Annotated in this window: 21 protein-coding genes and 1 riboswitch; of the genes, 7 read left to right on the top strand and 14 right to left on the bottom strand. The window is 37.1% G+C overall.

From position 1 onward, the window contains the following. Positions 1 to 58: 58 nt before the first annotated feature. The 5 genes from G7081_RS03655 to G7081_RS03635 form a co-directional block, all read right to left on the bottom strand. Positions 59 to 1,492, bottom strand: coding sequence for an amino acid permease (locus G7081_RS03655; RefSeq protein ID WP_166007504.1), 1,434 nt, complete (start codon positions 1,490 to 1,492; stop codon positions 59 to 61). Between the two features lie 99 nt (positions 1,493 to 1,591). Next, positions 1,592 to 1,766, bottom strand: a riboswitch (Lysine riboswitch). A gap of 103 nt (positions 1,767 to 1,869) precedes the next feature. Continuing rightward, positions 1,870 to 2,874 (bottom strand): bifunctional threonine ammonia-lyase/L-serine ammonia-lyase TdcB, encoded by a 1,005-nt coding sequence (gene tdcB / locus G7081_RS03650; RefSeq protein WP_166007502.1) that lies wholly within the window; start codon positions 2,872 to 2,874, stop codon positions 1,870 to 1,872. A 232-nt stretch (positions 2,875 to 3,106) separates the two neighbouring features. Next, on the bottom strand, positions 3,107 to 3,781 hold the full coding sequence (locus G7081_RS03645; RefSeq protein ID WP_166007500.1) for a beta/alpha barrel domain-containing protein: 675 nt from the start codon (positions 3,779 to 3,781) through the stop codon (positions 3,107 to 3,109). A 104-nt stretch (positions 3,782 to 3,885) separates the two neighbouring features. Further along, entirely contained in the window at positions 3,886 to 5,304 is a 1,419-nt protein-coding gene (locus tag G7081_RS03640; RefSeq protein WP_166007498.1) for an MFS transporter, read from the bottom strand. 31 nt (positions 5,305 to 5,335) lie between these two features. After that, a complete protein-coding gene (locus G7081_RS03635; protein WP_166007495.1) occupies positions 5,336 to 6,331 on the bottom strand; it encodes a choloylglycine hydrolase family protein in 996 nt (331 codons plus the stop codon). Positions 6,332 to 6,497: 166 nt separating this feature from the next. Between G7081_RS03635 and G7081_RS03630 the strand changes: the two genes are divergently transcribed. Both G7081_RS03630 and G7081_RS03625 read left to right on the top strand, forming a co-directional pair. After that, the gene (locus tag G7081_RS03630) at positions 6,498 to 7,700 is read left to right on the top strand and encodes a M20 metallopeptidase family protein (protein ID WP_238786663.1); all 1,203 of its coding nucleotides are present in this window, start codon (positions 6,498 to 6,500) and stop codon (positions 7,698 to 7,700) included. Between the two features lie 82 nt (positions 7,701 to 7,782). Next, entirely contained in the window at positions 7,783 to 9,249 is a 1,467-nt protein-coding gene (locus tag G7081_RS03625) for a helix-turn-helix domain-containing protein (protein WP_238786662.1), read from the top strand. A gap of 29 nt (positions 9,250 to 9,278) precedes the next feature. On the opposite strand, the gene G7081_RS03620 is transcribed toward G7081_RS03625, so the two are convergent. From G7081_RS03620 to G7081_RS03610, 3 genes are all read right to left on the bottom strand, one after another. Next, complete coding sequence (locus tag G7081_RS03620) at positions 9,279 to 10,211, bottom strand: alpha/beta fold hydrolase (protein WP_166007489.1); 933 nt, start codon at positions 10,209 to 10,211, stop codon at positions 9,279 to 9,281. A 103-nt stretch (positions 10,212 to 10,314) separates the two neighbouring features. Beyond that, positions 10,315 to 11,043: an amino acid ABC transporter ATP-binding protein gene (locus G7081_RS03615; protein ID WP_166007487.1), complete on the bottom strand. Its 729-nt coding sequence runs from the start codon at positions 11,041 to 11,043 to the stop codon at positions 10,315 to 10,317. Beyond that, positions 11,036 to 12,490, bottom strand: a complete 1,455-nt coding sequence (locus G7081_RS03610) for an ABC transporter substrate-binding protein/permease (protein ID WP_420824509.1) — start codon at positions 12,488 to 12,490, stop codon at positions 11,036 to 11,038. Before G7081_RS03610 ends, G7081_RS03615 begins: the two co-directional genes overlap by 8 nt. 231 nt (positions 12,491 to 12,721) lie before the next feature. Between G7081_RS03610 and G7081_RS03605 the strand changes: the two genes are divergently transcribed. Beyond that, on the top strand, positions 12,722 to 12,955 hold the full coding sequence (locus tag G7081_RS03605; protein ID WP_166007483.1) for a helix-turn-helix transcriptional regulator: 234 nt from the start codon (positions 12,722 to 12,724) through the stop codon (positions 12,953 to 12,955). After that, positions 12,939 to 13,376 (top strand): hypothetical protein, encoded by a 438-nt coding sequence (locus tag G7081_RS03600; protein ID WP_166007481.1) that lies wholly within the window; start codon positions 12,939 to 12,941, stop codon positions 13,374 to 13,376. The genes G7081_RS03605 and G7081_RS03600 overlap by 17 nt, the downstream gene beginning before the upstream one ends. Before the next feature lie 27 nt (positions 13,377 to 13,403). On the opposite strand, the gene G7081_RS03595 is transcribed toward G7081_RS03600, so the two are convergent. After that, on the bottom strand, positions 13,404 to 14,405 hold the full coding sequence (locus G7081_RS03595) for a linear amide C-N hydrolase (RefSeq protein ID WP_166007478.1): 1,002 nt from the start codon (positions 14,403 to 14,405) through the stop codon (positions 13,404 to 13,406). Positions 14,406 to 14,545: 140 nt separating this feature from the next. Between G7081_RS03595 and G7081_RS03590 the strand changes: the two genes are divergently transcribed. Both G7081_RS03590 and G7081_RS03585 read left to right on the top strand, forming a co-directional pair. Then, a complete protein-coding gene (locus G7081_RS03590) occupies positions 14,546 to 14,815 on the top strand; it encodes an autorepressor SdpR family transcription factor (RefSeq protein ID WP_166007476.1) in 270 nt (89 codons plus the stop codon). Between the two features lie 13 nt (positions 14,816 to 14,828). Further along, positions 14,829 to 15,443, top strand: coding sequence for an SdpI family protein (locus tag G7081_RS03585; protein WP_166007474.1), 615 nt, complete (start codon positions 14,829 to 14,831; stop codon positions 15,441 to 15,443). Between the two features lie 25 nt (positions 15,444 to 15,468). Here G7081_RS03585 and galU read toward each other — a convergent pair whose 3' ends face one another. Beyond that, the gene (gene galU, locus G7081_RS03580) at positions 15,469 to 16,341 is read right to left on the bottom strand and encodes a UTP--glucose-1-phosphate uridylyltransferase GalU (RefSeq protein WP_166007472.1); all 873 of its coding nucleotides are present in this window, start codon (positions 16,339 to 16,341) and stop codon (positions 15,469 to 15,471) included. A gap of 14 nt (positions 16,342 to 16,355) precedes the next feature. After that, entirely contained in the window at positions 16,356 to 18,068 is a 1,713-nt protein-coding gene (locus G7081_RS03575; RefSeq protein WP_166008375.1) for a phospho-sugar mutase, read from the bottom strand. 215 nt (positions 18,069 to 18,283) lie between these two features. Between G7081_RS03575 and G7081_RS03570 the strand changes: the two genes are divergently transcribed. After that, positions 18,284 to 18,604, top strand: coding sequence for a DMT family transporter (locus tag G7081_RS03570; protein WP_166007470.1), 321 nt, complete (start codon positions 18,284 to 18,286; stop codon positions 18,602 to 18,604). A 67-nt stretch (positions 18,605 to 18,671) separates the two neighbouring features. Here G7081_RS03570 and G7081_RS03565 read toward each other — a convergent pair whose 3' ends face one another. The 3 genes from G7081_RS03565 to G7081_RS03555 form a co-directional block, all read right to left on the bottom strand. Continuing rightward, entirely contained in the window at positions 18,672 to 18,875 is a 204-nt protein-coding gene (locus tag G7081_RS03565) for a hypothetical protein (protein ID WP_166007468.1), read from the bottom strand. Positions 18,876 to 18,936: 61 nt separating this feature from the next. Next, positions 18,937 to 21,171 (bottom strand): MucBP domain-containing protein, encoded by a 2,235-nt coding sequence (locus tag G7081_RS03560; protein WP_166007466.1) that lies wholly within the window; start codon positions 21,169 to 21,171, stop codon positions 18,937 to 18,939. A gap of 195 nt (positions 21,172 to 21,366) precedes the next feature. Then, positions 21,367 to 23,070, bottom strand: a complete 1,704-nt coding sequence (locus tag G7081_RS03555) for a MucBP domain-containing protein (protein ID WP_202982274.1) — start codon at positions 23,068 to 23,070, stop codon at positions 21,367 to 21,369. Positions 23,071 to 23,135 lie beyond the last annotated feature (65 nt).

The raw sequence follows: 23,135 nt of genomic DNA, 5'->3' as shown, positions 1-23,135 counted from the left end.
TTTCTCCATTTTAACATAGCTAAACCCAAACAAAAAAGCAAAGGCTGAGGCCTTTGCTTTATTTATTATCTAAATCTACTTCTTGCAAGGGAATTAATTTTGTTTTGTAGCGCACTTTATAGTATACGAATAAAACCAACACTAGAGGAATACTCATATAAGTAAACAAAATTTGTCCCCAATCCATATTAATAAATGCTGGAATATCTTGTCCTACAATAACAAGTACACATAAGGCCAAAGCTAATAATGGGCCAAACGGGAATAGTTTCGCACGATATTTCAGCACGCCTAAATCTTTGCCTTGGGCTTTCATCGCACGACGGAAACGCAAATGACTTAAACCAATCCCCAACCAAGCAATAAAACCTGTTAAGCCTGATGCAGCAATTAATAAACCATAGAAACTCTCACCAAAGATTGAACTTAGGAAAGCCACTGCTCCAACCATTGCTGTTAGGATTAGCGCATTAATTGGTACCCCACGTTTGTTAACTTTAGCAAACACTTTAGGAGCTTGTCCTGATTTCGCCATTGAGTGCAACATTCTTGATGAAGCATATAAACCTGAGTTCCCAGCTGATAAAATCGCAGTTAGGATGACGGCATTTAAAACACTAGCTGCTGTAGCTAACCCAGCACGTTTAAAGACTAGAGTGAATGGACTTGTTGCCACGTCCGCTACATCACCACCTAATAAATTAGGTGAAGTATAAGGAATCAAGACACCAATAATGAAGATTGATACTATGTAGAATAAAATAATACGCCAGAAAACTTGTTTAATCGCTTTAGGAATTGATTCTTCTGGGTTTTCCGTTTCACCGGCACTTACCCCAATCAACTCTGTTCCTTGGAATGAAAAACCAGCTACCACGAAGACACTTAGTAAAGCAGGAATACCACCTACAAATGGCGCTTCGCCAACGGTAAAGTTTTTCATACCTACAGGTTCGCCACCCATAATACCGAAAATAGTTAACGTTCCAATGACGATGAAAATAATAACCGTAATCACTTTAATCATTGATAACCAGTATTCTGCTTCACCAAACGAACGTCCCGATGTAGCATTAACACCAAAAATCAACGCTAGGAAAACCATGCTGAACATCCAACTCGGAACGTCTGGCAACCAATATTGCATAATAATCGCTGCTGTATTAATTTCCACAGCCAAGGTAATTGCCCAGTTAAACCAATAGTTCCAACCTAATGCAAAACCAAAGGCTGGATCGATAAAACGACTAGCGTAAGTACTAAAGGAACCTGACACTGGCATATAAGTTGCCATTTCACCTAGTGACGTCATCATAAAGTAAACCATGACACCCATTAAAGCGTAAGCAACTAATGCTCCACCAGGACCCGCTTCGGAAATCGCTGACCCACTGGCTAAAAACAATCCCGTTCCGATTGATCCACCAATGGCAATCATTGATAAGTGACGGGTTTTCAAACTACGATGCATCTCTGTATTTTCTTGCGACATAATTCTACTCCTCTAACTAATGTATTACTCAAAAAAACAACCACTCTTCATGTCGATTCTATCGTCCATAAAGGGTGATTGTTTGTTAATTTCACACTTTAGTCTGATAGCGCAACACGATTGCTCGTGACAGTTATACACCTATTAAGTGTATCCCCAGCCTAACTAATGAAACGATTAGTTAGGCTTCGGCGGAAGTTCTTTTTATACTTTTTCAGCGGATCGTTCATCCTCTAAAGTACGACTCGTAACTTTCGCAGCCTCTACCTCTAAAAAGAGTATTCAGTTGTTCTTTCAAGTTGAATTTATTATAACGGAAAGTTTCCGAAAAGACAAGATGGACCTTTCCGCATTGTGTCCTCAATCAAATTACTCTGTTATTTGAGTTCGTTTGCTACCATGAAGTGACCAACGATATCAGAAATTCTTGATAAATCAACGTTACCGCCTGACACGACTGCCACAGCTTTTTTACCTTTAACATATTTCTCTGCTTTGCCACTTAGAACAGCGGCTGTTGCTAACGCACCTGCTCCTTCAACTACTACTTTAGTACGTTGAATTAAATCTTTAATGGCAAATTCAATTTCATCTTCGGTCACGAGAATCATGTCAGTCACACATTCTTTAACGACCTCAAAGGTTAATTCACCAGGATATTCAACAGCACAGCCATCAGCTAATGTTGTGCCATCTTTATGAGGGGTAATTTCACCTGCTTGGTAAGAACTTGTCATCCCGTGAATCGTTTCAGCTTGAACACCAATGATATTAATAGAAGGATTGAAGGTTTTAAGCGCTACTGCTAAACCTGCAATTAATCCGCCACCGCCTACGGGAATGATGACTGTATCTACATCCCAAAGCTCATCTAATATTTCAAACCCGATTGTTCCTTGTCCTGCCATTACTAAAGCATCATCAAATGGCGGGATAAAGGTTTCACCTGTTTCTTCTTGAACTTTTTGACAATAGGCTTTCGCTTCATCAAAGTTAGCACCATGCAATACCACTTCTGATCCATAACCTTCAGTCGCTTGCACTTTAGCTTTTGGTGCTGCAACTGGCATCACAATTTTACTTTTGATCCCTAATAATTTACAAGATAAGGCAACCCCTTGCGCATGGTTCCCCGCTGAACACGCAATCACTCCGCGCGCTTTTTCTTCATCTGTTAAACTAGCAATTTTGTTGAAGGCTCCTCTAAATTTAAATGAACCCGTTAATTGCATGTTTTCTAATTTTAAATAAACATCGCCACCACTTTGGCTAGATAAATAATATGATTTTAATAACGGCGTTTGACGTGCATATTGTCCAATCACGTGACGCGCCTCTCTGATTTGGTCAATGGTTACTGGTAATTGCGTTTGGTTAGTCATTTCTGTCAGCTCCTCTGTTAGTTTTAGATTAAAGCCTTACTCTCTTACTTACAACCATAAGATAACACCTCTCAACCCTTGATACAACTGTTTTGATAATTTTTTCACAATCTTTTAGCTAATTCTCATTTAAAAATGAAAAGGCTATCATTTCAAGCCCAATTGCTCTGTGAAACTAAGGAAGTTCTCATAAATCTTAAAAAAACCACTATTAATATAGTGGTTTTTACTTTTATTCTTTTTCTTTTAAACGATAACTTTCCATTTTACGACGGAACAACTCACCATTTGTTGGTGGCGTATAGGTAATCGCGTTTGCTCCGGCTTCAATCGTTTCTAAAATATCTTCATCTTTCGGACCACCAGTTGCAATAATTGGCAAATCTGGATAACGCTCACGGAAATGGCGAACAGTTGCCGCTGTATCTTTTCCCGCGCTAATATTAATAATTTGCACACCTGCCTCAAGTTTTTCATCGATTTCAGTATAAATCGAAGTTACTGTACTGATAACTGGAATTGCCACAACATCACTCACTGCCGAAACCGTAGTCACAGGCGTCGGAGCATTTAAAACAACACCGATTGAACCTTGTGCTTCCGCAAATAAACTCATGTAAACAGAACGCTCACCTTGAGTTAGTCCGCCTCCCACACCAGAAAATACTGGAATATCCGCCGCTTCAATGACACCTTTCATGATAGCTGGGTGTGGCGTGAATGGGTACACCGCAATGACAGCTTCTGCATTACAGTTACAAATAATAGCAATGTCCGTTGTAAAGATGATCGAACGGATTTTTTTACCAAAGATTCTAATCCCACTAGCTTGTTTAATAACTTCTGGCACCTTAATGATATCTTGACGCAATTCTGTGGTCACTTCTGGAACAAATCCTTTTTCCATCTATAATCAACCTCCCAATCTTCTTTTCTTCATTCTACTTCATTTCAAAAAAAAGAGCACGCAAAACAAAAACTCCCCTCAATAGAGGAGAGTTTTCGTTTAACTTATTTTGCTTTTTCTTTTGTCTCTACAATTGATTCAACTGCAGATTTTGTTGGAGCTTTTTTATCTGTAATACATTTAGAAACAACTACTAAGGCTAAAACTAAGAACAGAACGTTCACAAGGAAACCTAAGCCTGCAGCCGTATTTAAATTGCTTGTTTTACCAAGCGCTGTGTAGACAGCCAACGTAATAGCCATACCAAAACTACCACCTAAAGCACTTGCCATTTTGTATAATCCTGAAGCCACACCAACTTTATCAGCCGGAGCACTTTCTAAGACCATATCTGTCGATGGTGTTGCATACATCCCTTGACCAATACCTAAAATAGCAAGACCTAAGAATGTTAAAACTAAGTAAGGCGCGCCAGGGATGAATGTTAATGCCATTAAAACAATCCCTGAAGCGGAAATAACTGGACCTAACATCATCGGACGTTTTGCGCCCCCCGATTTAAGTAATTTTTCACCAGCCATGATTGAAATAATAATTGATACTAGGTAACCAACAGAGATTAAACCAACTTGCGAACTTGATAATCCACGAGTTTCACCTTGTAAGTAAATTGATAAAATTGCTGATGCACCAGTAATTCCATTCATTAAGAAGTTTGAAATTGTCGCACCAAAGAAGTTTGAATCTTTAAATAGAGAAAAGTCTACTAATGGCTCTTTGTGTTTAGCTTCAATTTTTGAGAAAACAAAGGCTGATGCTAAGAAAACTGCTAATAAACCAATTGTTTTCGCGCTTAACCAACCAAACTCAGCACCTTTAGTGATAAATAAGTTAATACTTAACATTAAGATAATAAATGTAATCAGACCTAAGAAATCAAATCTTACATCAGATTTTGATGCAGCAATATTTTTTTCTTTTGTTCCATAAATTAAAGCTAATGACACTAATGATACGATGATTGATACCATAAAAATTGCTTTCCAACCAAAGGCTTGGACTAAGACACCACCAATTAAACCTGAAAGTGCAGTACCACCCCATGATCCAATTGACCACCATGTTACAGCACGTTGGCGATCTTCACCCTCGAAGTTATCTTTTAATAATCCCATTGTCGCAGGCATGATACACGCTGCAGAGATTCCTGAAATGATACGACCAATAACGAATAAAGTTTCACCATTGGCTAATAATAAAATAACTGAACTAACAATACTTAAAATAATACCTAAATAAGTGATTTTTAAACGGCCAATTTTATCAGCAAATCCCCCGGCAACGGTAATAAAGATCCCAGAGAATAAGGCTGTTAAGCTTAAACCAAAGTTAACTGATTCTGCAGAAATACCTAAACTTTCAATAATATTTGGCACACCCACTGTGATGGCTTGCGCAAATAACCAAAATGTTAATACGCTAAGTACAATACCTGTTAATAATTTCTTTTGTTTTACTGTCATGAGTTTCTCCTTTTGAATTTATAAGACGACCTTATAAATAGTTATATGTTTGCTTTCTTGATAATGTTTTATAAACAGGTTTATCTCCTGTTGCAACACCTGCATCTAGTTTCATACTTTGAATATTTAAGTCATCATACATTCTGATATGCATTTCAACTTTATCCAAATCATAGACAACTGTGTAATGGTTATACTGACAACCTAAATCTGTTTTCACCATATCGCGGGGGATATCAAAACTTGATTGCATGTGGAAAATAGTATTAATTGCTGTTTCTTCATGGAAGTCACCAATTAAATTTTTCATATAAGCCGCACGGATGAAACGCCCTGGCGCAGTGTAGTCACCTGGCATCTCACGTAAACCAGAACCTTTACCAATTGATTTAACAGCTAAGTCACCCATTTGAATGTTCGGTGAACTTTCTTCTGAAATCGCAGTATAATTTCTTAAGTTTGTTAAGTGCCAATCAAACGTCGGACTATTCGTCATAATCCCAATCGGGTTATCAAACACTTGGAAACCACCTTCAATCGATGGTTCAACAACAACTGACGCTCCTGTTGTATCAAAGAACATAAAGTGCTGTGGTAATGCCATTGCTGGGTTGAACAAGCCTTCATCAATAATTGCTACTTTATTAATTTGTTCTTTTAAATCAGCTACTGACTCTGAGTTACCCAACGCCCAGAAAACAAACTCTTCTGCATAAACTGGTGTTTTACCTAGCTCAGCAATTTTTTCTTTAGACGCATAAACGTTGTAGTCACCAAAATATAAACTTTGACCTGATAAACCTTTTTCGTTAATACCATCTACAACTGAATCAAAATTCATTTCAGGTGTTTTTTCGCCACCTACACCCATCACTGAGTACTTAAGATTCCAATGTGAATAACCTGTTGCTTCATAGCCTCTTGGCAATTGAGCTAACGCATATGGTAATTCAATATCGAATTCTTGCGTACGTGATTGATAATGAGTATTCTCTTTAGTAATAATTTGAATACCTGTACACATCATCCATTCCTTCTTTCTCTTTGTTAATTAAAGAACAATTTGATTATACTCCTATCCGTTTAATAAAAAAACTATTTTCGATACAAAAATGCATATTTTGGGTTTTTATTGTTTTTTTTTAGAATATTGAGGAGTATAATAAAACTTGTAAACAGAAAGGATGATACAAATGGATAAAAAATTAATTTTAGAAGAAGCAAAAGCTATTCAAGCTGAAATGGTTGCGTGTCGTCGTCAATTACACGAAAATCCAGAAACAGGTTTCGATTTAGAAAATACAACACAACTTGTAATGGATAAACTAACAGCCATGGGTTATACACCTGAACGCTGTGGTAAAGCCGGTGTCGTTGCTACTGTTGGAAACAGCAATGGTAAAACATTCTTATTACGTGGTGATATGGACGCTTTACCTATTACAGAAGAAACAGCTTTAGACTTTAAATCAGAAAACGGTAAAATGCATGCTTGTGGTCACGATATCCACACAACAATGCTGTTAGGCGCTGCCCAATTGCTTAAAAAGCATGAGTCAGAACTTAACGGAACGGTTAAATTAATGTTCCAGCCGGCTGAAGAAATCATGGAAGGCGCTGCCGATATGATCGCTAATGGCGTCTTAGAAAATCCAAAGGTGGATGCTGGTTCAATGATCCATATCGCCCCAGGCTTACCTATGGACGATGGTTCAATCATCGTAGCTAACAAAGGAAAATCATTGTCATCATGTGACTGGTACGAAATTAACATTACTGGTAAAGGTGGTCATGGTTCAATGCCAATGATGGCAATCGATCCTATTACACCCGCTGCTAATATTTTCTTAGCCTTAAACGAAATTCAAACACGTGAATTACCAGCTGATGCACTAACAGCATTAACTGTGGGTGAATTCCATTCAGGCACAACTTCAAATGTTATTCCGGAAACAGCTAGTCTAAAAGGTACTTTACGTACTTATGACGAAGGTATGCGTCAACAAATTAAAGACCGTATGACAGAGATGGCTGATAACATCGCTAAAGCTTATCGTTGTACTGCTGAAACTAAATTCTTATCAGGCTGTCCTACTTTAGAAAATGGTGCTGATATTGTTGATTTAGCAGAAAGTATCTTACCAGAGTATATTGGTGCTGAAAAAGTGATTCGTACAGAAGACATCCCAGGCCTACCCGTTCAAATGGGTTCTGAAGATTTCGCTTATGTCAGCCACGAAGTACCAACAGTGATGTACGCATTAGCTGCTGCTGATTCAAGAGTGAGCGAAGCTTATCCAGTTCACCATCCAAAATTAGTTTTAAATGAAGATATCTTCCCTTATGGTGTCGCTGCCCATGTAGGAACTGCTATGGAATGGTTAGCTAAAAACTAAATTTTTAAATAAAAAGAAAGCTGTTAGACAGCTTTCTTTTTTGTTATTATAGGGTCAATTAGTTATTAAAGGAGAAATAAATATGCTTGAGGTCCTTCTAAGAAAAATGGAACAAAAAAAATTACATATTTTGACACAAGTGAGTCAGGTTGAAACCATCTCTTTAGTACAATTTTCAGATGACCTGAACCTCTCTCGTCCCACTGTTGAAAGACAAGTTCTTTCACTTATTGATGACCTCAATCATCTCTATGGTGAAGATCAATCCTTCATAAAAATTAGTGATGGCGTTATTTTTTCTACTATAGATATTCATACGACTAAACATAATCCAACTAGGGTTTTGATTAATTCCTATCTAGGATCATCTAGCCACTATCATTTACTTGATAAGCTAGTCCAAGAGAAATCCCAAACGACTGAGCTATTAGTTAAAGAATTAGAGACCAGTTTACCGTACATCAAAAAAATGATAACTGAGCTAAACAAGCAACTGAATGAATTCCAGTTGAATATTACGCTAAAAGGAAATCTTATAAAGTTGGATGGCCCCATTTTAAATAGGATCATGTTTACTTACCTTTTTCACTTTATTATGTCAGACACTGAGCACGATATGACACAATCCTTTCTAACAGATCAAGTTTTCAATGACTTAGATGCTACAAATAAATACCGAGCATCCGCACTTTCAAAAACAATCGAACTCTTTACAGATGATTTACAACGGGATATTAATTGCCCACCAACAACAGCTGAACTTATCACTGAGTTATTTAAAGCACACCCTTTAGTTGACACAATAAAACTAAAAAAAGCCGTGAGTGAAAATTGTGTGCCATTCTTAAACTTCTTATTTATCCAAGTTATTAACAACGACTCTAATTTTTTGAGTAACAATGGTCTATTAACTAACAACCTGACCGACCACATCACAACAAGTCAACACGAAGTTGTCTTGTTATCTAGTGAGCTATTACAACGGTTCGGGCAAGCCTACACTGTCACGTGGAACAAGGATATTCTCCCCTTCATCGAAACTGGTATCGTCCTTCATATTCTGACGGTTCAAGTCCATGGCCTAAACATCATCTCTCGTTTTTTCCGTTCTATTAAATTTCAATACGGCTACCGAGTTGATAGCGAATTTTCTAAGTCCGTTTTGACCTTTGTTAAAACACAACAGGTCGAATCTAAATTAACACCAGAAACTTATTTCCCAGATATCCCCAAAGCAATTATGCTTGCTTTAGTTCTGACTTATCAATTTAGAACCTTATTACCGGTTTCAATCGCAGTCAGCATCTCAACAAACAACATGGCAGAAAGTTTAATTCGTAAAAAAATTAGCCAGTTTATTAATCCCGATGCTTATCAGTTCTCAACAAATCATGAAACCGCCGATTTAATTATCGCCGACCACTTCTTATCTTCCTTAATGGATAAAGAAAGTTTAATCATCTCTGATATTACAAATCATAATGTCTGGTCAGACATTACTTCAAAGATAAGTTATGTGTATAGCAAAAAAAATAAGTTAACTTTATAAAAAAAGCCTGCTCAAAAGAGCAAGGCTTTTTATTTTAATTTATTATTGTAAAATTCTATCATTCTATCAATTACTTCATCTTTAATTTCTGGCTCATTGTGAATCTCGTGTCTAAATCCTGGATAGATACGAGTTTGTATATCTGTATGCCCTGTACTCCACAGCATATTAGATACATGGTAGACACCTTCACCATAATTTCCAACTGGATCCTGATCTCCAGCTATATTGTAAATCGGTAATTCTTTAGGAACCGATTCCGACCATTCCACTTGATTAACATCTGTAATAAGCTCACAAAAATCATGAATCGATTGAATCGTTGGTAGCATCCCCAAATTATTAAAGGGATCGCTCTCATTTTCAACAATTACCTCAGGTGTAACAGAAATCCAAGCGCTTGGTGATTCTTCCTCTGGATAACGGCTTTTCATTTCCGAAAACAACATACCTACTAAAGTTTCATCACGTTCATTTCCTTTGCCAGCTTTCACTAGCTTACCTGATTTTTTTAAAATATCTTCCACTTGTCCAAATATTATGGTCGTTCCACAAAAAACGGCTGCTTTAACTTTATCACCATACAGCGAAACAAATTTTCGCACAATTAACGAGCCCCAACTGTGACCATAAATCCCTACCGGTAAGCTCGGATATTTTTCTGTGATGATATTAAATAATTTATATTCATCTTCAACAGCAGTCAGATAACCTTTATCCCCGAAATCTCCCCACGAATCATTAACTTGGGCTGTCTTACCATGTCCTATGTGATCATTGGCAGCAACTATATACCCCGCCTCTACAAACTTAGAAATCATATAAAAATAACGTCTCGAATGTTCTCCAAAACCATGAACGAGTTGAATAATTCCTTTTGGTTTTTTTACAGGTGTATATACCCATCCTTGAATAGTATCTCTACCGTTGAATGATAAAAACTCAATTTCATGTGTTGCCATAATATCTCCCCCTTTATATAACTAAACGATACACCTAACAGAAAAATATTGAAAGCGATTACACTCGGTTTCAAAAAAAGCCTGCTCAAAAGAGCCAGGCTTTTTATTTTGTATAAACTTTACTTAAAAATTGTTGCAGACGCTCTGATTTGGGTGCTTCAAAAATGTCTTTCGGGTGTCCCTCTTCTTGGATAACACCCTGGTCAATAAAGATGACACGATCAGCGACTTCACGAGCAAAATCCATTTCATGGGTAACAATAACCATCGTCATCCCATCTTTCGCTAACTGTTTCATAACTGATAATACTTCTCCAACCATCTCTGGATCTAAAGCCGAGGTTGGTTCATCAAACAACATCACTTCTGGTTTCATTGCTAACGCTCGTGCAATTGCTACCCGTTGCTTTTGTCCACCTGATAAACTATCTGGATATAATTCTTTTTTATCTAATAGCCCAACTTGGTTTAATAAGTTCTCAGCTTCTTGTTCCGCTGTCTGTTTATCTACACCTTTTATTGTCATTGGCGCCAATGTGATATTCTCTAAGACAGACTTATGAGGAAACAGATTAAAGTTTTGGAATACCATACCAATTTTTTGACGCCACGCATCTAATTCTTTTTCAGTTTTAGGTAAATGTTGACCATCAATAATGATGTCTCCTTCATTAGGTGTTTCTAAAACATTTAAACAACGTAGGAAGGTACTTTTCCCACTTCCTGAAGGACCGAGTAAAACAACCACTTCACCTTTTTTGATATCTGTAGACATCCCTTTTAAAACTTCTGTCTCACCAAATTTTTTATGAATATTTTCTGCTTTAATCATTTTGTAGTCTCCTTTCAACCACACCAACGGCTCTTGATAAGGTAAATGTTAATACGAAATAAATTACGGATACGATTAAAATTGGTAAGAAGGGCTTGAAGCTGGCTCCTTGAACCACACCAGCTTGGAACATTAAGTCGGCCACACCGATGACTGATACAACGGATGATTCTTTAATGACTGTCACAAACTCATTCCCCAAGGCCGGTAAAATATTTTTAATCGCTTGCGGCATAATAATCTTTTGCATCGTCTTCATTGAACTTAACCCTAATGAACGAGCTGCTTCAAATTGACCTTGAGGCACAGCATTAATCCCTGCACGAATAATTTCAGCTACATAGGCTCCACTGTTTAAACAAACAGCAATTGCCCCAGCTGCAAAAGCACTCAAGTTTAATCCTAAAACGCCTGTCCCAAAATAAACTAAGAAAATTTGAACTAAAAGCGGTGTTCCTCTTACATATTCGATATAAACTAAAGCAATTCCTTTGAAGAATTTATTTTTTGATAACTTCATTAAAGCTAAGACTGCTCCAAACAAACTACCAAATAATACTCCCAGAACAGATAAACCTAATGTTACACCAGTTCCTTTTAAATAGAAGGTTCCGTATTTTGACCAGAAACTTTCATTGTCAGCTAACAGACCGCCGACTTCTTTTTGCCAGTCAGCCATTTTATTTTCCAATGTCACATTTTCAATTGTTTTATTGATTTCTGTTGCTAAGGCTTTTGACTCTTTCGCTAAGGCTACCGCCATTTTATCTTGACCCACTTCACCGATTTCATAATCAGCAATCATCAAGTCAGGATTTTGTGCCACGTATGCTTGAGCAACTGGACGTTCTAATAAGCCACTATCGACTTTATTATTTTTTAAGTTAAGAATAATATCAGTCATTTTAGGTAAGGATGTTAATTCTGTGTCAGGAGATTCATTTCTCAACAATGTTTCTTGAGCAGATGATTTTTGCACCCCTACATTTTTAGTTGTGATGTCCGTCTCTTTAGACCAATCTTTTTTATCCGCCTTACGAATGACCATCGCTTGATCGATGGCAATGTATGGATCAGAAAACAAAACCTCTTTACTACGTTCTGGTGTAGGTACCATCCCAGAAATAATCATATCGACTTTCCCAGTACTTAGTGCGGGAATTAACGCATCAAAACCTAGTTCTTTAATTTCTAGTTTCACACCCAAGTCTTTTGCAATCGCTTCGGCTAATTTTACATCAAGACCTACGACTTGATCCTTGCCATCTACTTTCGTATGAAATTCATAGGGTGGGTAATCCGCACTTAACCCTAAAGTAATGGTCTTGCTCTTTTCAACTTTAGATAGACTATCATCTGACTCAGCAGCCATGCTTATTGGTGCGATCATCATAATCAATCCCATCATCAAAATCATTTTATTAATCACATATTTTATCGTCATAATTTCAACCAGCTTTCTTTTTCTATAATATAACTATACTCATTAGATGCATAATATTCAACATTTTTCATTTTTTATACATAATTTAAATGAATTATTTATAAAATATGCAAACAAACACCGTTTAGTTCTGTTTTAAATGCATATTTTTTTGTGTTGACTTACATCATACCCAACTATATACTGAAGTTAACTTCACATGAAACAAACTTCACATTCGATTGGAGAATAATTATGACTAATAATGTTAAATCACATCGGCTAGCTATCGATATGACACAAGCTGAACTGGCAAAACACGTTAAAGTCTCTGCCCGTACCATTATTTCTTTAGAACAAGGAAAATATAAACCTTCTATCATGCTTGCCTATCGACTCGCCCTACTTTTCAATACCACTATCGAAGACTTATTTAATTTACCTGACAACTTAAAAATGGAGGATAACACTGATGAAAATACAAAGTAAAAAATACCTGACACTTGGAATTCTGTATGGCTTACTAACACTTTTTTTAGCATTTACCTTACGAGTAGATAACACGGATGTCTTTAGCTGGTTAGAATTATTTAAATCACTCTTCTTTCTGGTCGTGACGTTCTGTGCCAGCGCTTATCATCTCGTCTGCGCTTTTTCAGCTGAAGCACTTGAAGAGGAACAAATTGAAAAAGCTGATGAGCGTAATAACTTGATCAACGACAAAACAAATGCTGTGATAGGTCGTATCTGCTTTATCAGTTGCTTATTATTCGCTATCTTATTCTTAGGTCTTTGGGGCTTCTTCCAGTCAGATGGTTTCTTATGGACAGGTATCCTCTTCGCTGTTATCTTTAATCTATTAATTGTCATAAGTATTTTTGTTGAACGACACTATGAGAAAACAATTTAAAAAGACATCCTTAGAGGATGTCTTTTTTTAATCAATAAAATCGACTGTTTGAACTTGTTTTAACGCATACTTTGTTAATTTATCAACTGCAGTCATTTTGATACCTTGTAACTGTCGATTACCATTCATCGATACATACATAACCTTATTCTCTAAATCATAAGCACTTGTGTATTGTGTGTTGTAATCAAAGTTCGTCCCATCTTCTAAATCAAACACCCCATCAGGAATATCAAATTGATTCATGATATGAAAGAATTTATTTATTCCTTGTTCATGAGGAACAACTTTTGATAAATTATTCAAATATGTCGCACGAACAAAACGACTTTGCGAGGTGAAGTCCCCAGGCAGACCATGCATTCCTGACCCTTTACCTGCTGCTGGGATAATTGCTTCACCTAAAATAGCTGCTTTAACCAGTTTTTGTTCCATGCCAGCATAGTTGCTTAAGTTCGTAACATGCCAATCATAGGTTGGATGGTTCGTCATTGTCCCCACTTTATTTTCATGAATATCAAAGCCTTTTGTTTCTGAAGTATGCTCAATCACCACTGATCGACCCTTGCTATCAGTAATATTAAAATGTAGTGGATCGCATTTTCCTAAGTTATTTAACTTATCACATAAGTCGATGTCATTTGTTAACTTTTCAATTAATTCATCTAGCGAACTGACTGTCGCTAATACCCATGTCACAAACTCTTCTCCACGATATGGCGTTTTGCCTTCTGCAAGGATTGCTTCTTCCTTACCATAAACGCAGAAATCACTAAAGTATTGCATACTAGCTCCAATACCTGCACTATTCATCCCATCAGCAAATAGTACACCTTCAACGCCAAACGGTTCACCATCATAGCAAACACCTATTGCTTGATGCTTGAACTCAATTGGATTCATCGTATTGGTTAACACTGTTCCCGCTGGAACATTAGCCGCTACATAAGGAAGTGGCAACATATACTCTTGTGTTCGACCAAAAACAACCTTTCCCTCTTCGCTGATAATTCTAATACTTGTACACATAAAAAAATCCCCCTTTATTAACATTTAAATTATACCTTAAATTTAAATATTTACGAATAATTTACAAAGTTAATTTGACAAACTTCTAAATAGGTATTATCATTTAGATAAACTTCTAAATAGATTGAAAGGAGTCATCCATGTCAAACAATGAAGAACACATCACAACCTTTAAAGCAATTGGTCACCCCGTTCGTAATGATATTTTAACTGTGTTAAAAGCTGGACCAATGAGCGCTGGCGATATTTCTAAGAATTTCGATTTATCAAATGCTACCATCAGCCACCACCTCTCGATACTGAGAGAAGCAGGTCTAGTTCGCGAACGAAAAGATCGCAACTTCGTCATCTACGAATTAAATACCAGCGTCTTCGAAGAAGCCATCCGCTGGTTTAAAACATTTATCTAAAGGAGTGTTACCTATGACAAACATTATTAAAAATTACAAACTACAAATTTTCGCTTCATTTATCCCATTCGGTACTATCTTATTTTATTACAACCGCTTACCCGAACGAGTGGCAACCCACTTTGATACAAATAACACCGTCAACGGAACAATGTCAAAACCTATTTTTTTGTTGTTGCCACTATTCTTAGTCCTTTTAGAAATTTTCTTACTTTGGGTTGAACAAAAGAAGGGCACTCAAGATAAAAAAATCATCAGTTTAACAGCTTGGATTATTCCCGCTATTAGTTTATGGGCAACCGGCGCTAGCATTCAATATTCTGTCTACAATGAAGCGAATATTTTGAATACCATGCCACTTCTCCTTGGCTTAATCTTTATCATTATGGGGAACTACATGCCAAAAGCGTCTCAAAATAGAACCTTCGGTATTCGCATACCATCCACATTGAACAATGCAGACAACTGGTACCACACTCACCGCCTAGCAGGAAAAGTTTGGGTGATTGCCGGATTGTTCTTGATTGTGATGACAGTGGTTAACTTTAACCCTGTTTGGATTTTAGTGACTACTGTGGTAGCAGTTGTGATACCTGTGGTTTATTCTCTGACTTATAAAGCAAAATAAAAAAACACCCTAACGGGTGTTTTTTTTATAGGTCTTTAGATAGCTCTTTCAAGTATTCCCTAAACTCATTTTTTATATCAGGATGTTGCAAAGCATACTCAACGGATGTCTTCATAAATCCTAACTTATCACCAACATCTGAGCGTTTCCCTTTAAAGTTACGTGCATAGACAGGCTGGGTCTCATTTAATCGATCAATGGCATCGGTTAATTGAATCTCATTGCCCGCACCTTCAGTTTGCGTTTCTAGTAATTCAAAAATTTCAGGTGTTAACAAGTAACGACCGATAATTGCTAAATTGCTGGGTGCTTCTTCAACTGGCGGTTTTTCAACAAAACCTGACACTTGATATAAGCCTGCCGAAATTTCCTCTTTGGGATTGATAACGCCATACTTATCAACTTCTGATTTCGGAACTTCCATCACCGCTAACACTGACGACTCTTCTTTTTCATAATCATTGATTAATTGTTGGGTTAACGGAATTTCATCTGACATCAAATCATCCCCTAACAAAACAACAAAAGGTTCATCGCCAACAAATGCTTTCGCATGTAACACCGCATCTCCTAAACCTTTAGGATACGATTGGCGCACATAGTGAATGCGAATGCCAGTCGTCTCACGAACTAGTTCTAGCAACTCGGCTTTCCCTTTTTGTTCAAGATTTTGTTCTAACTCAGGATTAGAGTCAAAATGATCTTCAATCGAGCGCTTATGGCGTCCTGTCACGATTAAAATTTCTTCAATCCCTGAAGCTAACGCCTCTTCTATAATAAATTGGATTGTTGGTTTATCAACAATTGGCAACATTTCTTTCGCCAATGCTTTAGTTGCTGGTAAAAAACGCGTACCTAAACCGGCGGCGGGAATAACTGCTTTTCTAACTTTTTTCAAAGGTGACACCTCTCTTACTTGATTAATTGATAAATGGCATTTTCATATTTTTTTATTTTTTCATTTGCTTTCTCTACGGATCTATCTTTAACACCGATATAAAACTTAATCTTGGGTTCTGTCCCCGATGGGCGAATCGCGACCCAACTATCATCTGAAAAGTAATATTTAAGAACATCTGCTGGTAGCATCTCTATTTGCTCACTTCTACCATCCGAAAATAATCGCAGTTGAGATTGATAATCCTCAGAAATCAGGACTTCTGTTCCTGCAAGTTCATGTAGGCCTTCCGTTCTAAATGTCTTCATTAATGATGCTATTTTGTCACTACCTTCGATACCTGGCAGGGTGATTGAAATAGTTTTTTCTTCAAAATAGCCAAACTCTTCAAATAATTCATTTAACCCATCATATAAAGTCTTGTTTTGCGATTTATAATAGGCTGTAACCTCTGCTAATAGTAGCGCTGCTTGAATTGCATCTTTATCCCGTACAAACGGCTTTACTAAAAAGCCAAAACTTTCTTCAAATCCAAATAAAAACTCTTGAGTATTAGTTTGTTCAAATTCTTCGATTTTTTCTGCAATAAATTTAAATCCTGTTAAAACATTTAGCATTTCAACATTATATTTTTGACAAATAGCTGTCGGCAGCTCACTTGAAACAATTGATTTTAAGACCACGCCATTTTCTGGTAAAACAGCTTGTTCCGTTTTGACGCGTAAGATGTAAGCTACTAATAATGCCGCAATCTGATTTCCTGTTAGCACCTGATATTTACCGTTATTATCTCTAATGGCTGCGCCCATCCGGTCCGCATCTGGATCGGTAGCAATTAACAATTCCGCATCTTCTGCTTCCCCTAACGCAAAAGCCAATTCAAAAGCACTTGGTTCTTCTGGATTAGGTGATGGGACTGTAGGGAAATCTCCATTTGGAATGGACTGAGAGGGTTCATATAATACCGATTCAAAACCTGCGTTGTTAAAGGCTTTTTGCATCATCATCAACCCTACACCATGTAATGGTGTATAAACAATCCGCAAGGCTTTACCATATTCAGCAACGAGTTCTTGATTCATCGTAACCGTTTGGATTTCCTTCAAATATAGCTCATCCATTTTTTCTCCAATCATTTCAATATAATCAGAGTTTACATCGGCAACTTGGATGTTAAAAGGATCTGTTATTTTCTGTAACTCATTCACAATGATTGATATATCATCCGGTGCCATTTGACCACCATCTGACCCGTATAATTTATACCCATTATAATGTGCCGGATTGTGACTTGCGGTAATCATAATACCTGCAACACATCCCAGCTCACGCACGGCAAATGACAGCTCTGGCGTAGGACGTAACTCATCGAATAAATAAACTTTAATCTGATGATTTGCAAGCACTCTAGCTGCTTCTTCGGCAAATTCTGGCGAATAGTGGCGGGAATCATAGGCAATGACAACCGATTTTTTATTGTCTTCCGAAACGATTTGATTCACGAGCCTTGCAAGTGCCTCTGTAACATGACGCACTGTATAGCTATTCATGCGATTAGTTCCCGCACCGAGAATACCACGCATACCGGCTGTCCCAAATTCCAAAGGTTTATAAAATGCCTCTTTCAAAACATCTGGAGTCGTTTTCAACTGATTTAAATCTGCTTTCAAACCCACTGGTAAACCAGTAAAATCCTCCCAGCGCTTAACTTGTTCTTGCCAAAGCATTTCTTTACCTCTTCTCATCATTGTATTAATTCATTATAACAAGCTTCCCACGTCAGCGCACCCCTAGCCAGACATTTTTCTATAAAATCAGCCCTAAGTATGATACACTTTAGTTAGTTAAATAATAAATTGCTACCGAGCAGAGAGTATCAACTTCCCGTAGGTCCTAGTGGGGAGTTTGGTGCTCTCTTTTTATTTTGAAAGGAGGTGAGGTTATGGCGTGGTTACATTTACTTATCGCAGGCATCTTGGAAGTCGTTTGGGCTACCACTATGAAATTAAGCGATGGTTTCACAAAATTAAACTTCAGTTTATTGACAATTATTGGGATGATCGCCAGTTTCTTTTTCTTGTCGAAAGCCATCAAACTTTTACCTATGAGTTTAGCCTATCCAATTTGGACCGGCATCGGGGCGGTTGGTTCAATCATTATTGGCGTGGTTATCTTTAAAGATGCTTTATCTCTAAAAACTTGGTTCTTTGTTTGTCTACTATTAATTGGGATTATCGGAATTAAGTTAAGTAGTAATGCTTAAATAAAAACAGTACGTTTAAATATAAACGTACTGTTTTTATTATTTTATTGGCAGCTTCCCCAAGCTTTTATTTAAGTTGTAATGCGTATCCAACTTCTTCAACTTCATCGATTTCCATTTCATATTTTTCCTGACTTAATATAGTCATGACATCTTTTTCACTGTAATCAATAGGAAAAATAAATTTCCGCACAACCGGACTTTCAAAAGTTTCCACTTTATAGTAGACATTAAAAATTAAGAAGTCATGACAAAATTTTGAAACTTGCATTCCCTTCACCTCATTACGCCATAATTTTATAAGTTACGATTTAATATCCTTAGATTATTATTTAGGCGTCTTTATTGCGTCTTTTCAAGAATAATAAACCGAATAGCGCGATTAACAATGTCCCTACAGTTGCAATCAAGATACTTGTGTTTTCACCTGTCTGAGGCAATGCTTTTATACCATCTGAATTAAAATCAGAATCAATTGGGCCTTTAATCACTTCTTGTGGCGCAACTGGATTACCATCTTCATCAACATGATTTATGATAACTTCCCCATCTTCTTGCTCATACACATACACCACTTCTTGGGCTTTTTCTGTGAACGTTCCAGTGGCATTCACTGGTGTGTCTGTCAACGCCCAGCCATCGATACTTGCGGGTGTTGTTTGATACGGTAAGCCAACTTTTCCGTTTAAGGTTGCTGAAGGCGCTAATTCATTACCTTTTTCATCTTGATATTTCACGGTAACAGGTTTAGCTGCTGTCCGTTCATACACATAGATGACTTCTTGCGCTTTTTCTGTGAATGTACCAGTGGCATTTGTTGGCGTGGCTTTCAACATCCACCCATCGATGTTTGCGGGTGTTGTTTGGTACGAAAGTCCTAATTTACCATTTAAAACAACATCACCAGATAATTTATTACCTTCTTCATCTTGATATTTCACGGTAACGGGTTTAGCTTCTGTCCGTTCATACACATACACCACTTCTTGGGCTTTTTCTGTGAACGTTCCAGTGGCATTCACTGGTATATCTTTCACCACCCAACCATCGATACTGGCAGGAGTTGTTTGATACGGCAAACCAACTTTTCCGTTTAAGGTTGTTGAAGGGGCTAATTCATTTCCTTCCTCATCTTGATATTTCACGGTAACGGGTTTAGCTTCTGTCCGTTCATACACATACACCACTTCTTGGGCTTTTTCTGTGAACGTTCCATTGGCATTCACTGGTGTGTCTTTCAACACCCAACCATCGATACTGGTAGGGTTTGTTTGATACGGCAAACCAACTTTTCCGTTTAAGGTTGTTGAAGGGGCTAATTCATTGCCTTCCTCATCTTGATATTTCACGGTAACGGGTTTAGCTTCTGTCCGTTCATACACATACACCACTTCTTGAGCTTTTTCTGTGAACGTTCCAGTGGCATTCACTGGTGTGCCTTTCAACACCCAACCATCGATACTGGCAGGGCTTGTTTGATACGGCAAACCAACTTTTCCGTTCAAGGTTGTTGAGAGGGCTAGTTCATTACCATCTTCATCTTGATATTTCACCGTTACAGGCTTAGCTTCTGTCCGTTCATACACATAGATAACTTCTTGGGCCTCTTCTGTGAATGTCCCATTGGCATTCGCTGGTGTCTCTTTCAACGTCCAGCCATCAATACTCGCAGGTGTTGATTGATATGCTGATCCAACCTCACCATTAAGCACGACTGATTCAGCTAGTTCATTACCATCTTCATCTTGATATTTCACCGTTACAGGTGACGCTTCCTCAACTTTATCAAAAGTCTGTACTACTAACGCAGGAACTACAGCGTGAGATTCTGTCACGACAGAAAAACTAACTTCCTCTCTGTCTGAAAGTAATATCGTTCCCATATTTTCATGACCACCTTGAGATGTGAGCCACGAGCTATCAATTCCATTTTTTTTAAGTTTATTTAAATGGCTAACTCCATTATCACTTAATGCAGCTTTTTCTTTTGTAACATCTGAACCACTCAATATAAAAGCTTCTTTTTTTCCAGCTCCAAAGGTTGTTGGATAGCTTTGAGGTGATACGATTGTATCTGCCCATTGTGAATAACCAATACTACCATTCGTGTTGTCTTTCCAATAATATTTTTTCTTAACTTCACCTAATGTAATATTATGACTTGTTACAGGCTGTACAAATTCTTCAGCAGGACTTCCGGCAATGGTGTTCTTATACCATTCGTCGACTGTGGCTTTTACAACACTTTCTTGATAACCATCATTATCATCTTCGTTTTTATTAAAGAAATAATCTAAACTATAAATACTATCTCCAATTTTATTTTCCATAGCAATCATTTTAATCCCATCGCCATAATCTTGGATAACATCCCATGACTTTCCTACGAACTCTACCGTCCCGTCTTCATTATTAGTTGGACGTACAGCTTGCTGTCTAATCTCGTCTGAGTAATCGGATGAACTTCCAATCTCTTGATGTTTATCATTAATAATATCTGTAGCTAGTCCCACCACCGGTTGAACACTAAATACTATTGCTATTAATAAATAGCCATATTTTTTCATATTGTCCTCCTTGAAAAATAACTAGGTCATTTCTATATTATAATATATTAATATGATATTCGCATACAAACACAACTCTCAATACTTTTAATCATAAAAATTGCTATCGCCCATCAGGTTCAGTCTGAAAGACGATAGTTCTCACGCATATTTACCTGTCCTCATTTTAATTAAAATAATCCATCACAATTTATTTTACTGCTTTCTATATTTAAAACGGTATGTCAACAGCCCTGCTAAGCCAACTAATAGAGTTCCTAGCAAAACAGTAGCCGAAGAATTTACTTCTCCTGTTTGCGGTAAAGTTTTTTCTTGAGCACTAGTATCTTGCTCTGTTGGATCTGTTGGATCTGTTGGGTCTGTTGGTTCCGTTGGTTCCGTTGGTTCCGTTGGTTCCGTTGGTTCCGTTGGTTTTGTTGACTCTTCTACGTATACATAGGTTACCGTTTGCGGAGTATCAGTAAATTTACCAGTCGGATTACCTTGTACCTCTTTAAAAATGTATCCTGAAACTTCTTTTTGTTCCGTAGCATAATCGTCTCCAACATTCCCCGACTGCACTTCATCTGAAGCAATAGTGTTTCCATCTACATCTACATATTTCGCTGTTACTGTGCTCTCATAAATGTTCAAATAAGTATATCCCGATATTTCCTTTCCATTTGTCAATGTCACGATGTAGTTTACTAACGTTCCGTTTAAGTCATTTTCATATAGATCAGAAACTCCCGTTTTCCAATTGTATCTATTAAAGGATTTTAATTCTCCCATTTGAATGACCCCATCCAATGCTGGCCCACTTGATGTATTGCTTAACACTGTAAAGTTTGGCACATTTGAAAATGGCATGATTTTCGCTTTTTCAATACCAACCCCACCTTCTTCACCTACTGTGACAATATTATTCAAGTTAACTAATCTTGAACCTAGTAAATTATCCTCGTACATTGATGCTGGATCTAGCAAATAAGAATTACTGCTTGTATCACTAAAGTAATTCTTATCTGAAATTGGAGAATAATCTCTAATGTGATTATCTGAAACATTTAATGATGTCAGCTTACCTAACCTCGATACACTCTTTACATCATCCATAGAAGTCGAAACCACTGTAAGTTTCTCAAGGTTTTCCAAACCACTCAACCAGCCAAAACCATTATCCGTTGTTTCACCAATCCCTGTCATAACTAACTCGTGTAATTGAGATAGATTACTCAATCCAGATAATTCTGCTTTCATTCTCGGATAAGGTGTATAGTTTTTCATCTCACAGTTAAGGTAACCTAAGTGCAGATATTTTAAATTCGTTAAATTACCCAAGTCCGAAAAATCAATAACTTGTTGAATCCCAACACTCTCACCCACATTGTTTAACATTGTTGCATCATTACCCAAAAAGATAATCGAATTAAGATCAAGAGTTTGCAACCAAGTCATTTTTCCCACGTGATTCAACAAATCTACATCTGTTTCAACATATGAAACATATAATTCTCTTAAATTTGTCAGGTACTCTAAACCTTCCCATGACTTAACCTTCTTATTTTCACCACCACTACTGCCTGAAATATCCACAAAAGAATTTATTGATGCCAACTCTTCCTTTGTCGCAGAATAATCCTCATCCTTATATAGCGCTGCGTTAATCGATTTTCTTAATTCCAAATCAGGAATTAAAAACTCACTTATTTTTTCAGTAGCAGGCACCGCTTCATTTTCTAATTCAACACCATTAGTATTCTCCATCTCTGAAAAAGTCGTACTTACTTGTTGCTCTGCAGGTATATTTTCAGAAAAAGCTTCTGAATTAACTGCTTGCCCTACTACAGGGATTAACAAGTTTGCTGTTAAAATTGTTGTTCCTATTAATGCAATGATTTTTGCTCTATTTTTTTTCATAACGTCCTCCTATTTTTACATTTATAACTCAATACTGAATCAACTTTTTCGTACAAAAAAAGATG

Origin of the sequence: Vagococcus coleopterorum (assembly GCF_011303955.1) — a bacterium.
Classification (GTDB): Bacteria; Bacillota; Bacilli; order Lactobacillales; family Vagococcaceae; genus Vagococcus_D; species Vagococcus_D coleopterorum.
Note: the sequence above shows the minus strand (reverse complement) of the source record. Positions and strands in the feature narration are given on the sequence as shown.